The organism is Burkholderia sp. Bp9140 (assembly GCF_003853425.1).
Taxonomy (GTDB): domain Bacteria; phylum Pseudomonadota; class Gammaproteobacteria; order Burkholderiales; family Burkholderiaceae; genus Burkholderia.
In genome coordinates this window covers 118556-131025 of the sequence record NZ_QTPQ01000005.1, presented here as the reverse complement: position 1 = coordinate 131025, position 12470 = coordinate 118556, and the positions used below count along the sequence as shown (strand labels likewise).

Annotated in this window: 13 protein-coding genes; 4 read left to right on the top strand and 9 right to left on the bottom strand. The window is 65.7% G+C overall.

The window, feature by feature from the left end; genetic code table 11:
* Positions 1-18: 18 nt before the first annotated feature.
* Genes galE through DIE21_RS06375 form a run of 4 tightly spaced genes read right to left on the bottom strand, consistent with a single transcriptional unit; the run spans position 19 to position 4313 of the window.
* Positions 19-1041 carry a UDP-glucose 4-epimerase GalE gene (gene galE / locus DIE21_RS06390; RefSeq protein ID WP_124496889.1) on the bottom strand — a complete coding sequence of 341 codons (1023 nt, stop codon included), beginning with the start codon at positions 1039-1041 and terminating at the stop codon, positions 19-21.
* Positions 1042-1055: 14 nt separating this feature from the next.
* On the bottom strand, positions 1056-2192 hold the full coding sequence (locus DIE21_RS06385; RefSeq protein ID WP_124496888.1) for a glycosyltransferase family 4 protein: 1137 nt from the start codon (positions 2190-2192) through the stop codon (positions 1056-1058).
* Positions 2193-2235: 43 nt separating this feature from the next.
* Positions 2236-3060, bottom strand: a complete 825-nt coding sequence (locus tag DIE21_RS06380) for a glycosyltransferase (RefSeq protein WP_124496887.1) — start codon at positions 3058-3060, stop codon at positions 2236-2238.
* Positions 3057-4313 carry an oligosaccharide flippase family protein gene (locus DIE21_RS06375; protein WP_124496886.1) on the bottom strand — a complete coding sequence of 419 codons (1257 nt, stop codon included), beginning with the start codon at positions 4311-4313 and terminating at the stop codon, positions 3057-3059. The genes DIE21_RS06380 and DIE21_RS06375 overlap by 4 nt, the downstream gene beginning before the upstream one ends.
* A 242-nt stretch (positions 4314-4555) precedes the next feature.
* Here DIE21_RS06375 and DIE21_RS06370 point away from each other — a divergent pair, with 242 nt between their 5' ends.
* The 4 genes from DIE21_RS06370 to waaA all read left to right on the top strand — a co-directional run bounded on the left by DIE21_RS06370 (position 4556) and on the right by waaA (position 9457).
* Positions 4556-5950 carry a phosphomannomutase/phosphoglucomutase gene (locus DIE21_RS06370; protein WP_124496885.1) on the top strand — a complete coding sequence of 465 codons (1395 nt, stop codon included), beginning with the start codon at positions 4556-4558 and terminating at the stop codon, positions 5948-5950.
* A 175-nt stretch (positions 5951-6125) separates the two neighbouring features.
* The gene (waaC, locus tag DIE21_RS06365) at positions 6126-7121 is read left to right on the top strand and encodes a lipopolysaccharide heptosyltransferase I (protein WP_124496884.1); all 996 of its coding nucleotides are present in this window, start codon (positions 6126-6128) and stop codon (positions 7119-7121) included.
* 52 nt (positions 7122-7173) lie between these two features.
* Positions 7174-8058: a Kdo hydroxylase family protein gene (locus DIE21_RS06360; RefSeq protein WP_124496883.1), complete on the top strand. Its 885-nt coding sequence runs from the start codon at positions 7174-7176 to the stop codon at positions 8056-8058.
* Positions 8059-8095: 37 nt separating this feature from the next.
* Positions 8096-9457, top strand: a complete 1362-nt coding sequence (gene waaA / locus DIE21_RS06355; RefSeq protein WP_124496882.1) for a lipid IV(A) 3-deoxy-D-manno-octulosonic acid transferase — start codon at positions 8096-8098, stop codon at positions 9455-9457.
* Between the two features lie 500 nt (positions 9458-9957).
* On the opposite strand, the gene DIE21_RS06345 is transcribed toward waaA, so the two are convergent.
* The 5 genes from DIE21_RS06345 to ureG form a co-directional block, all read right to left on the bottom strand.
* Positions 9958-10227, bottom strand: coding sequence for a hypothetical protein (locus tag DIE21_RS06345; protein ID WP_124496881.1), 270 nt, complete (start codon positions 10225-10227; stop codon positions 9958-9960).
* Positions 10228-10393: 166 nt separating this feature from the next.
* Positions 10394-10663, bottom strand: coding sequence for a hypothetical protein (locus tag DIE21_RS06335; RefSeq protein ID WP_124496880.1), 270 nt, complete (start codon positions 10661-10663; stop codon positions 10394-10396).
* Positions 10644-11162: a DUF2778 domain-containing protein gene (locus tag DIE21_RS06330; protein WP_124496879.1), complete on the bottom strand. Its 519-nt coding sequence runs from the start codon at positions 11160-11162 to the stop codon at positions 10644-10646. Before DIE21_RS06330 ends, DIE21_RS06335 begins: the two co-directional genes overlap by 20 nt.
* Before the next feature lie 13 nt (positions 11163-11175).
* Entirely contained in the window at positions 11176-11661 is a 486-nt protein-coding gene (locus tag DIE21_RS06325) for a type VI secretion system tube protein TssD (RefSeq protein ID WP_124496878.1), read from the bottom strand.
* Between the two features lie 148 nt (positions 11662-11809).
* Positions 11810-12457: an urease accessory protein UreG gene (gene ureG, locus DIE21_RS06320; protein ID WP_124496877.1), complete on the bottom strand. Its 648-nt coding sequence runs from the start codon at positions 12455-12457 to the stop codon at positions 11810-11812.
* Positions 12458-12470 lie beyond the last annotated feature (13 nt).

Below are 12470 nucleotides of genomic sequence, written 5' to 3'. Positions count from 1 at the left end.
CGAAAAATGGACAGCGGATTATACAAAACCGCGGGGGTTCCCCTCCTGCCATTTCCAGTGGTCGGCGCACATCTCGTCGATCCCGAGCGTCGCGCGCCAGCCGATCAGGTCGGCCGCGGCCTGCGGGTTCGCGTAGCACTCGGCGATGTCGCCCGGGCGGCGCGCGACGAGTTCGTACGGCACCGGGCGGCCCGATGCCTTCTCGAACGCGCGCACGACTTCCAGCACGCTGTAGCCCTGGCCCGTGCCGAGGTTCACGACGAAGCTCGCATCGCGCTTCGCGAGCGCGTCGAGCGCGGCGATGTGCCCCTTCGCGAGATCGACGACGTGGATGTAGTCGCGCACGCCAGTGCCGTCCGGCGTCGGGTAGTCGGAGCCGAACACGCGCAGTTTCTCGAGCTTGCCGACCGCGACCTGCGCGACATATGGCATCAGGTTGTTCGGGATGCCGGCCGGATCCTCGCCGATCAGCCCGCTCGCATGCGCGCCGACCGGGTTGAAGTAGCGCAGCGTCGCGATCCGCCACGATGGGTCCGATACCTCGAGATCGCGCAGGATCTGCTCGGCAATCAGCTTCGACTGGCCGTACGGGTTGGTCGCGGACAGCGGGAACGATTCGTCGATCGGCGAGCGCTCCGGCACGCCGTACACGGTCGCCGACGAGCTGAACACGAACTGCCGGACGTTGCGCTCGCGCATGATCTTGAGCACCGAGAGCAGCCCGCCGATGTTGTTCTGGTAGTACTCGAGCGGCTTCGCGACCGATTCGCCGACCGCCTTGAGCGCCGCGAAATGGATCGTGCCGGTGATCGGGTGCGCGTCGAACACCTTCGCGAGCGCGGCTTCGTCGCACACGTCGACCTGGTGGAACGCGGGCGTCCTGCCCGTGATCTGCTCGATGCGCCGGACGGACTCGGCCTTGCTGTTGACGAGGTTGTCGACGATCACGACATCGTAGCCGTTGTCGAGCAGCTCGACGGCCGTGTGCGAGCCGATGTAGCCCGCACCGCCGGTAACGAGGATGGTGCCTTTAGCGGTCATGCTGATGCGCTCCTTCAGAGTGTGATGCCGGTCAATGTATGAATGGTCTGCCGGTAGCGTTCGACGACCTGCTGCTCGTCGAATTCCGCGGCCACCTTGCTGCGGCCGCGCGCGCCCATCGTGTCGCGGCCGGCAGGCCCGAGTTCGATCATGCGGATCAACTGCCCGGCGAGGCTCGCGCTGTCGCGCACGCGGCACAGGAAGCCGGTTTCGCCGTCGGCCACGACGTCGCGGCAGCCCGGCACGTCGGTCGCGACGATCGGGCGGCCCATCGCGGACGCTTCCATCAGCGTGCGCGGCACGCCCTCGCGGTACGACGGCAGCACGACGCAGTCGGCCGCCGCGATGTGCGGGCGCACGTCGTGCGCCTCGCCGAGATACTCGACGACGCCTTCGCCGACCCACGCGTCGACGTCCGCGCGGCCGATCGCGCTCGGGTTGTCGACACCGAGCGGCCCGAGCAGCTGGAAGCGCGCGTCCGGGTAGCGGGCGCGCACGATGCGCGCGGCCTCGATGTACTCGCGCACGCCCTTGTCCCATAGCAGCCGGCCGATCAGGATGAACATGGGGCCCCGGCCGGCGGGCAGCGGCACCGGCGCGAACTGTTCGAGATCGACGCCTTCGCCGTGCAGCAGCCGTGCGCGGTCCGGATGCGCGAGCAGCTGCTCGCCGGTGAAGGTCGCGAGATCGTCGCGGTTCAGGAACCAGACTTCACGCGGGAAGCGGAACGCGAACCGGTACAGGCGTTTCGCGACGCTCGCCGCACGGCTTTTCTGGATGAACACGTAGCCGAGGCCCGTGGTGACCGCGATCGACGGCACGCGCGCGAGCCACGCGGCGATCGATCCGTAGATGTTCGGCTTGATCGTGTAGTGGAACACGAGATCGGGCTCGAGCGCGCGGTAATGGCGCGTCAGCGCCGCGAGCGTGCCGAGATCCTCGCGCGGGCTCGTGCCTTTCGACGCGACGGCGAGCGCGACGTAGCGGCAGCCCATCTGCTCGAGCAGCGGCACCGTGCGGTCGTGCGGCGCGATCACGACGACCTCGGCGCCGCGCGCGACGAGCGCACGGATCAGCCCGTGGCGGTACGTGTAGATCGCCCAGGCCGTGTTGCAGACGAGCGCGATGCGCAGCGAGGAGGTAGCGGACATGAAAAAAAGAAAAAATAAAGCGTCGAAAATGCCGGATGCGGGGCTACGCGGACGGCCGCGCCGCGAACAGCGTCTGCTTGATCCGCTGCAGCGTACGGTACGGCGTCACGAAATGCAGCAGGTTCTTGGCGAGGCCGGCCCAGTCGTACGGGTTCAGCGCGTTGAAGTAACGCAGCAGCAGCGACAGGGTCGACGTCAGCTGGCGGCGGCGCTTGGTCGCGCTGATCCCGCCCTCGTTGAGCTCGTAGTAGAGGCCGAGCTCGGGCAGGTTCGCGCAATCGTAGCGCTGCATTAACCGTAAAAAAAGATCGAGATCCTCGGCCGCACGGTACTTCGCGCGGTAGTTGCCGACTTCGCGCACGGCGTCGACGCGCAGCATGACCGACGGATGCACGAGCGGCGAGCGCAGGAAGCGCGTGCGGCGCAGCGCGCGCGGATCGGCGGGCGGGGTCAGCATGAAGCGCGGCTCGCCGGCGCGCGACACGACCTGGGTCCACATGCCGACGCAGGCCACGCGCGGGTGCGCATCGAGATACGCGCGCTGCTTCGCGAGCCGCTGCGGCGCGGCGAGGTCGCCGGCGTCGATACGGGCCGCATAGCGGAAGCCGCGCGCCGCGAGCGCGTCGATGCCGGCCTCGAGCGCGCGCTCGATGCCGCCGTTCTGCGGCATGCGCAGCACTTCGACCGCGAGGCCGGGCAGGTCGGGCGCGACGATCGGCGGTGTGCTGCCGTCGTCGACGATCAGCACGTGCACCGGCGCGTCCTCGCGAAACGACGCGAGGGTGCGGGCGACGTCGTCGTGGCCGTTGTAGGCCGGCATCAGCACGGCCACGTCGTCGAGCAGGGGTGGGCAATCGGGAGACGTCATGGGCGCAGCTTGAAACGGATGTAATAAAAATTAACGGCGGTGGCGGCGACATAGCCGGCCGCGAGCCCGACGAGCGCGCCGTACAGGCCGAGCCGGGGGATGGCGAACACGTTGACGAGCGCGGCGATCGCGAGCGCGAGCACCCATTTCGCCAGCAACACGAATTTTGCTTGATATTTGAGAACGATAAGATTGCCTATCGCCTCGATGCCGGCCGGCACGGACAGCCAGACGGCCCAGCGGAAGATGTCGACCGACGCCTCGTAGCCGTGGCCGAACACCTTGCCGACGATGAGCGGCGCGGCCGCGTCCAGCACCAGCGCGCCGGCCGTCATCAGGCCGGCGGTCATCGCGATCAGCCGGACGATGTTGCGGCGCAGCCGCGCGACGTCCTGCACGCGGTACACGAACGCGGGCGCGATGGTCTGCGCGAGCATCAGCGCGAGCGTGATCCAGTTCTCGTTGAGCTGCTGGGCCGCCGCGTAGCGGCCGAGGTCGGCGAACGACACGTGACGCTCGAGCATCAGGCGGTCGAGCTTCAGGAACAGGTACATGCAGATCAGGCCGAGCCAGAACACGGTGCCGGCGGTCGCAAAGTGCCTGAACAGCGGTTTGTCGAACGTCCAGCCGAGCGTGCCGCCGTTACGATGGCGGTAGTACAGCACGAGCGCGAAGCCGATCGCGGCGGCCTCCAGCGCCCACAGCCATGCGAAGCGGGCAGGGCCGGCGGCCGCGCGGACCAGCAGCCAGACGAGCAGCGCCTTCGCCAGCGCGGTGACCATGCTGGTCACGAGCTGCGGCTTGCTGTAGGTCAGGCTCTGCAGCCACGCGTTGATCACGCCGACGAACGGCTCGCGGAACACCATCGTGACGGCGAGGCCCGCGAGCATCGCGCCGACGAGCGGGTCGAACGCGCCGGCGCCGATCGCGATCCAGGTCGCGACGAGCGCGGCGGCGGACACGCCGATGCGCAGCGCGAATGCGCTGCCGAGCACCGCGCCGAGTTGCGCGGGCGGGCGCTGGACGATGGTCGGAACCAGGATTTCGGCACCGCACACCCAGGTGAGCGGCGCCAGTACGAGGAGAAGCGTATTCGCATACTGCCATTTGCCGAACACGTCCGGCCCGAAATAACGGGCCAGAAGACCGCTGATCGCGATCGCGACGCCGATCTGCGTGAGCCGTTCGAGCCCCAGCCAGACGAGATTCGCGACGGCTTTCGCGACGTCCGGGTTGCCGAATCGTTTCAGCATGCGGGGCAGCCGCACGCGCGCAAGGCGACCGGCAGGGCGCCCGGAGGCGGCAGGTTGGCGGCGGCGGAACGGCTAGGCATTAAAATGGACAGAATGCGCGTCATCAAAACCCGCGATTATAAGTGGGATCGGGGCCGCTCCAGCCGTCCCGTTCCTTGTTGTGCAAGGCCCGCATGTATGATGCCGGGCATGCGCGAAAGGCGGCCAGATTATTTTCCATGCACGCAACCGAGAGAGAATCGATGATCTCCCAATCCATCTTCAAGGCATATGACATTCGCGGTGTGGTCGGCAAGACGCTCGACGCCGACACGGCGCGCGCGATCGGCCGGGCATTCGGCAGCGAAGTGCGCGCACAGGGCGGCGACGCGGTTGTCGTCGCGCGCGACGGCCGCCTGTCGGGGCCCGAGCTCGTCGGCGCACTCGCCGATGGCCTGCGTGCGGCGGGCGTCGACGTCGTCGACGTCGGCATGGTGCCCACGCCGGTCGGCTATTTCGCGGCGAGCGTGCCGCTTGCGCTGAAGGGCGGCGAGCGCCGCGTCGATTCGTGCATCGTCGTCACGGGCAGCCACAACCCGCCCGACTACAACGGCTTCAAGATGGTGCTGCGCGGCGCCGCGATCTACGGCGAGCAGATCCAGGCGCTGTACCGCCGCATCGTCGACGAGCGCTATGACACGGGCAGCGGCTCGTACGAGGCGTTCGACGTCGCCGATCAATACATCGCGCGGATCGTCGGCGACGTGAAGCTCGCGCGCCCGCTGAAGCTCGTCGTGGATGCCGGCAACGGCGTCGCGGGCCCGCTCGCGACGCGCCTGTTCAAGGCGCTCGGCTGCGAACTCGTCGAGCGTTTCACCGACATCGACGGCACGTTCCCGAACCACCACCCCGATCCCGCGCACCCGGAAAACCTGCAGGACGTGATCCAGGCGCTGAAGGACACCGACGCCGAGCTCGGCTTCGCGTTCGACGGCGACGGCGACCGCCTGGGCGTCGTCACGAAGGACAGCCAGATCATTTTCCCGGACCGCCAGCTGATGCTGTTCGCCGAGGAAGTGCTGTCGCGCAACCCGGGCGCGCAGATCATCTACGACGTGAAGTGCACGCGCCATCTCGCGCAGTGGGTCAAGGCGAAGGGCGGCGAGCCGCTGATGTGGAAGACGGGCCATTCGCTCGTGAAGGCGAAGCTGCGCGAGACGGGCGCACCGCTCGCCGGCGAGATGAGCGGCCACGTGTTCTTCAAGGACCGCTGGTACGGCTTCGACGACGGTCTCTACACGGGCGCGCGCCTGCTCGAGATCCTCGCGAAGACGGCCGATCCGAGCGCGCTGCTGAACGCGCTGCCGGACGCGATGAGCACGCCCGAACTGCAGCTCTGGCTCGACGAAGGCGAGAACTTCCGTCTGATCGAGAAGCTGCAGAAAGAGGCGAAGTTCGACGGCGCCGAGGAAGTCGTGACGATCGACGGCCTGCGCGTCGAGTACCCGGACGGCTTCGGCCTCGCGCGTTCGTCGAACACGACGCCGGTCGTCGTGATGCGGTTCGAATCGGAGACCAAGGAAGGGCTCAAGCGCATCCAGGACGACTTCCGCCGCGTGCTGACGGCCGCGAAGCCGGACGTCAAGCTGCCGTTCTGAGTTCGGGCGGCCTGCGGGCCGCCGCCGGTGCGACGGTCGAGCGATTCGTCGCGTCACCCCCGAAAAGCGGCGCATGCCACCGGCATGCGGCCGCTTTTTGTCTGTCTGACGTCCCGGGCGCGATAAAATCGCGTCTTTATGCCTGTCGCCGGCTGTCCGCCGGCGTTTTTCCAGCGTGCAAAAGATCCTGATCGTGCGCGTATCGTCGCTGGGCGACGTCGTGCACAACATGCCGGTGATCGCCGATATCCGGCGCCGCCACCCCGATGCGCAGATCGACTGGCTCGTCGAGGAGAGCTTCGTCGACCTCGTGCGGCTCGTCGACGGCGTGCGCGACGTGCTGCCGTTCTCGCTGCGCCGCTGGCGCAAGAAGCCGTTCTCGGGCGCCACGTGGCGCGAGATCCGCGCGTTCCGCAAGCGCCTCGCGGCCGAGCAGTACGACCTCGTGATCGACTGCCAGGGGCTCATCAAGACCGCCTGGGTCGCGGGCTGGGCGCGCGGCCCGCTCGCCGGCCTCGGCAACCGCACCGACGGCGCCGGCTACGAATGGCCGGTGCGTTTCTTCTATCGCAAGCGCGTGCCGATCGCGCCACGCACGCACGTGGTCGAGCGTTCGCGCCAGCTGGTCGCGGCCGCGCTGGGCGACCCGGCGCCGACGCCGGCCGATCCGGTCGATTTCGGCCTCGACACGCGCGCGGCGGCGCTCGCGGTCGCGGCGCTCGGCCTGAACCTGCCGGTGCCGTACGTGGTGTTCGTGCATGCGACGTCGCGTGCCGACAAGCAGTGGCCGGACGCCGCGTGGATCGAGCTCGGCCAGGCGCTCGTGCGGCGCGGCGCGTCGCTCGTGCTGCCGTGGGGCAACGACGCGGAGCGCGCGACCAGCGAGCGGCTCGCGAAGGAGTTCGGCGCGGCGGCGATCGTGCCGCCGAAGCTGTCGCTGCCGGCCGTCGTCGGCCTGATCGACGGCGCGGCCGCGACGGTCGGGGTTGATACAGGTCTGGTTCATATCGCGGCCGCGCTGAAGCGTCCGACGGTCGAACTGTACAATTTTGCGACGGCCTGGCGGACCGGCGGCTACTGGTCGCCGAACGTCGTCAATCTCGGCACGGTGGGGCAGCCGCCGTCGATCGCACAGGTGAAGGCGGCGCTCGCGGGCTTCGGTCTGCTGTGATGCCCGTCATGCCTGCCCTGCCTGTTCCGCCCGTTACGCACGCGAACCGATCATGAGCGAATCCCAGATCATCGAAGTCCCGTCCGCCGACTGGAGCGGACACAACCTGTCGACGCCGCGCGAGCAGTTGCTGGCCGCGGTCGAGGAAGGCAAGGTGCTGTATTTCCCGCACCTGCGCTTCGCGATCGAAGGCGGCGAGGAAGCGCTGCTCGATCCGGCGCTCGCCGATCCGAACCGCAAGAACATCAGCCTCGCGCCGAACGGCGGCGCGCTCGCCGGCGTGCTCGGCGACAGCGTCACCCAGTCGGCCGTGCGCGCGCTCGTCGCGCGCTTCCAGCAGCAGGCCGGCACGCTCGTCGACGGCCTCTTTCCCGAATATCGCGGCAAGCTGCGCGTCGCGCCGACGAGCCTGCGGCTGATGCGGGTCGAGACGCGTCAGACGTCCTGGCGCAAGGACGACAGCCGGCTGCACGTCGACGCGTTCCCGTCGCGGCCGAACTACGGCGAGCGGATCCTGCGCGTGTTCACGAACGTGAACCCCGCCGGCCAGCCGCGCGTGTGGCGCGTCGGCGAGCCGTTCGAGGACGTCGCGAAGCACTTCCTGCCGAAGATCCGGCCGCAGTTCCCGGGCTCGGCGTGGCTGCTGAACCTGCTGCACGTGACGAAGTCGCCGCGCAGCGCGTACGACCACCTGATGCTGAACCTGCACGACGGGATGAAGGCCGATCTCGACTACCAGAAGACCTGTCCGCAGCAGACGATGCCGTTTCCGCCGGGCAGCGTGTGGATATGTTTCTCCGATCAGACTTCGCACGCTGTGATGTCCGGCCAGTTCATGCTCGAGCAGACCTTCTTCCTGCCGGTCGACGCGATGGTGCGCCGCGAATGCGCGCCGCTCGGGATTCTCGAGCGCCTGACCGGCAGGGCGCTGGTTTGAGCGCGCACCGTCTCCTCCGCGGTAACGGAGCACGCTCATGCTGAGGGCGATCTATCGCGCATTGTGGTGGCTCGTCGCGCCGATCGCCGTGATCCGGCTCTACGTGCGCTCGCGCAAGGAGCGCGGCTATCGCGAGCACATCGGCGAGCGCTTCGGCCACGTCGCGGGCCGTTCGCCCGACGATCGCGCGCCGCTGATCTGGGTGCATGCGGTGTCGGTCGGCGAGACGCGTGCCGCGCAGCCGCTGATCGATGCGCTGATGCGTGCGCGTCCCGACGCGCGCATCCTGCTCACGCACATGACGCCGAGCGGCCGCGCGACCGGCGAGCAGATCTTCGGCGATCGCGTGCTGCGCTGCTACCTGCCGTACGACATGCCGGGCGCGGTGCGGCGCTTCCTGCACGCATGGCGGCCGACGCTCGGCCTCGTGATGGAAACCGAGGTGTGGCCGACGCTGATCGACGAGTGCCGTCGCGCGGACGTGCCGCTCGTGCTGACGAATGCGCGAATGTCCGCGCGCTCGCATCGCCGTGCGGCGAAGTTCGGCGCGGCGACGCGCGATGTGTTCGGCGGTTTCTCGCGCGTGCTCGCGCAGAGCCCGGCCGACGCGGAGCGGCTGACGTCGCTCGGTGCGCGCAACGTGGCGGTGTTGGGCAATCTGAAATTCGACATGACGACGCCGCCGGAGCTGGCGGCGCGCGGCCATGCATGGCGCGACGCGATCGGCACGCGGCCGGTGTGGGTTGCGGCCAGCACGCGCGAGAACGAAGAAGCGCTGGTGCTGCAGGCGTTCGCCGCGATGCACACGCCCGGCGCGCTGCTGATCCTCGTGCCGCGCCATCCGCAGCGTTTCGCCGAAGTCGAGGCGCTGGTCGCGCGCAACGGATTCAAGTGCGTGCGGCGTTCGGCGTGGGGTGCGGACGCGGCGGCGCTCGCGGCCGGCAGGCCCGCCGCGGCGGAACCGCTGCCGGCGGACGTGACGGTGTTGCTTGGCGATTCAATGGGTGAGCTCGGCGCGTACTACGCGGCCGCCGACGTCGCGTTCATCGGCGGCAGCCTGCTGCCGCTCGGCGGGCAGAACCTGATCGAGGCGTGCGCGGTCGGCGTGCCGGTGCTGATCGGGCCGCACGTGTTCAACTTCACGCAGGCGACTGCCGATGCGGTCGCGGCCGGCGCGGCGATGCAGGTTGCGGATCCGCTCGACCTCGCACACGTGCTCGACGCGCTGTTTGCCGACAACGCGCGGCGCATCGCGATGGGTGCGGCGGGTGCCGCGTTCGCGTCGCGCCATCGCGGCGCGACCGCGCGCTCGGTCGACGTGCTCGCGGCGCTGCTGCCGCCGGTCGAACGCGGCGCGAATTCGATGCAGGACGACGGGCAGGACGCTCAGGGCAAGTAGGTGTAGAGACATGCATTCGAGCGCGCCGCGCTCGAATGATCTTCAATCAAGTTGCAGGGGTAAGGTCGTGTCCAGTGAACCTTGAGTCGGGAAAGTGCGTGCTTGGCCTTCTGTCCACTTATAGAGGCATGGGTGGGCATAACGACATACGATGCGATAGAGCGAGCAGACCGATAAACAGCGCGATTTTTGAAAACCTGCGGGTACGGCTATTCTTAGGCGTTATTTCTCAATATGGTTTTTGAGATGGTGTCGCCACAGCCGCGTAATCGCTACGTAGGCGAGCACTGCCGTGATCACCTCGATAGTTACCCACACCATGAAATACAAATCATCGGGATCGCGAACGCCGAGCCATTCCGAAGCACGCCACCTGCACGCGCCTCGGCTGGCGTCCACTCATAGTGGTATGGACGGACATAACGAAGCGATAGAGCGAGCAGGCCGATAAACAGCACGATCTTGAAGAGCCTACGGGTAAAAGTGATCATTCTCGGGCGCTATTTCTCAACATGGCTTTTTCCACGATAGTGCTTCCATAGCTTTGTGATCATCATATACGCAAGCGTTGCCACAAGCAGATCAAGAGCCAGCATCACCGGGATATAGACATCATCCGCCTCGTGCAGACCAAGGCTTTGCGCGATGCTCAACCATCTAAGTGCCTCACTTTCCGGCATCGCCCCATTCCGACCAATGCAGCGCACGGATAGAAGAAACAAGCCGATAAACAGCGCCATCTTGAAAAGTCTACGGGCAAGTGTTGCCATGCGCGATGACCTCAATTGTTCCGTATGCATTAAGTCCTGAATTGCCGGCCGCGATTTTCTTGGCGGTTAAAAGTGCTGTTCGGATTCTCAGGAAATCCGTACGGCTCGGCAGAGTAATGCAACGTCGCGATTTTGAAAGGTCCACGGATTCGGTCATTCTCAGTCACTATTTCTCGACATGCTCTTTCCGGCGATAGTGTCGCCACATCCACATGATCGCTATGTAGGCGAGCACTGCCACGATCAGTTCGATAGTCACCCACACCACGAAATACACATCATCGGGATCGCTAACGCCGAGCCATTCTGAAGCGCGCCACCATGCGCGCGCTTCGGCTGGTGTCCACTCATTAGATAGCGGAATATAACGAGCTGAAATAAGAAATAGCCCGATAAATAGCAAAACCTTCAGTAACCTACGGGCAAGTGTTGCCATGCGTGATGACCTCGATTGTTCCGTATGCATTAAGTCCTGAACTCCCAGCAGGGACTGTAGTGGTGTGCAGTAGGGCTGAACGGATTCTCAGGAAATCGACCCGGCTTGGCAGGGTAATGCAGCCAAGTGATACACCTTCACCACCTGCCGGATGCAACCGGAACTGACCGCGCTGAACGCCATTAACCCACGTTTGATCGTCAATCACCCCATCATTTCTATAGAGTGCGAACCATTCACTGTGGTCGGTCGCATTTCCCTTGAAGGCGTTCCACTGATCTTTTATCCAAGCGTAGGCTTGGGAGCGTGCGCCACCAGTAGGACGCGCAACGATCCAGTATTTTCCGCCAGGAATCGGACCGTTATCGGGCACCGCCGTACAGCCCCCTCGATTCCGATAGATGCCGTTGCCAGAGAACGCATCGAACGTACCCACACCATCAATGGTAAGGGGCGACAAAAAGTCGTTATTCACCAGAAATTTACCGGTATAAGCCATTGACCGCCCCCGCTTATCCGATGTCATTCCATGAATCGGTGAATTTTATATTGCCGTCGAGGTAATGCCACGTGATGCGGTCATACATCATGGAGACGGCTTCCACGTGATTGAGCGCGGACGCCTGCGACAGTCTGGTATTCGCCATGCCCGGATTGATGCCGGAGACTTTTACGCCTTCGAGCAGCATCACGAAATAGACTTCCTCTCTTCCCGCATCGTTGATGCGATACCACTTGATCTCGGCCGATTGCAGCGTCTGCCCCTTCGCCACGGCCTTGTAAAGATAGGGAGTCGCCGCGTCGAATTCCTTTTCGAACGCAATCGGCGAATGTGTCCGCTTGCCGGTGATCTTGCCGTTGGCGCCGTCAACCGGCAGATTTACACCGTGGCCGAAACTGATGATTTCAATGCTTCCTTCACGGTCCTGGACGGTTGACGAGCCTTTGATGTCTGCGCCGCCATCATCCTTCAGCCACATATGTGCGGGAATCGGCATATCGAAAATCCTTACAAATAAAGAAAGCGTAATGTAAGAAATCGATGCTAGCCGAGTTCAATTGGCTGCGCAAAGTCGCTGGAGGCTTTTCGGCAGCGGACTCGCTCTTGTGTGCGCAAATGCTAGGTGGTTCTGCCTGGACACTTATTCAAACCGTCAACAACCCCTTTTTCTCGATGAACGCGACGACCTCCGCGACGCCTTCGAGCGCCTTCAGGTTCGCCATCACATAAGGCCGTTCGCCGCGCATCTTCTTCGTGTCGGACGCCATCACGTCGAGGTTCGCGCCGACGAGCGGCGCGAGATCCGTCTTGTTGATCACCAGCAGGTCGGACTTCGTGATGCCGGGGCCGCCCTTGCGCGGAATCTTCTCGCCGCCGGCGACGTCGATCACGTAGATCGTCAGGTCCGACAGCTCGGGGCTGAACGTCGCCGCGAGATTGTCGCCGCCCGATTCGATGAACACGATGTCGGCGTCCGGGAAGCGCGACAGCATCCGGTCGACGGCCTCGAGATTGATCGACGCATCCTCGCGGATCGCCGTGTGCGGGCAGCCGCCCGTCTCGACGCCCATGATGCGTTCCTCGGGCAGCGCACCCGCGACCGTCAGCAGGCGCTGGTCTTCCTTCGTATAGATGTCGTTCGTGATCGCGACGAGGTCGTAGCGCTCGCGCATCGCCTTGCACAGCATTTCGAGCAGCGTGGTCTTGCCGGAGCCGACCGGGCCGCCGATGCCGACGCGCAGCGGCGGCAGTTTCTTGGTGCGGCGGGCGGAGGAGGGGGCGGGTGCGTTCATGGCGTGGGTCGGG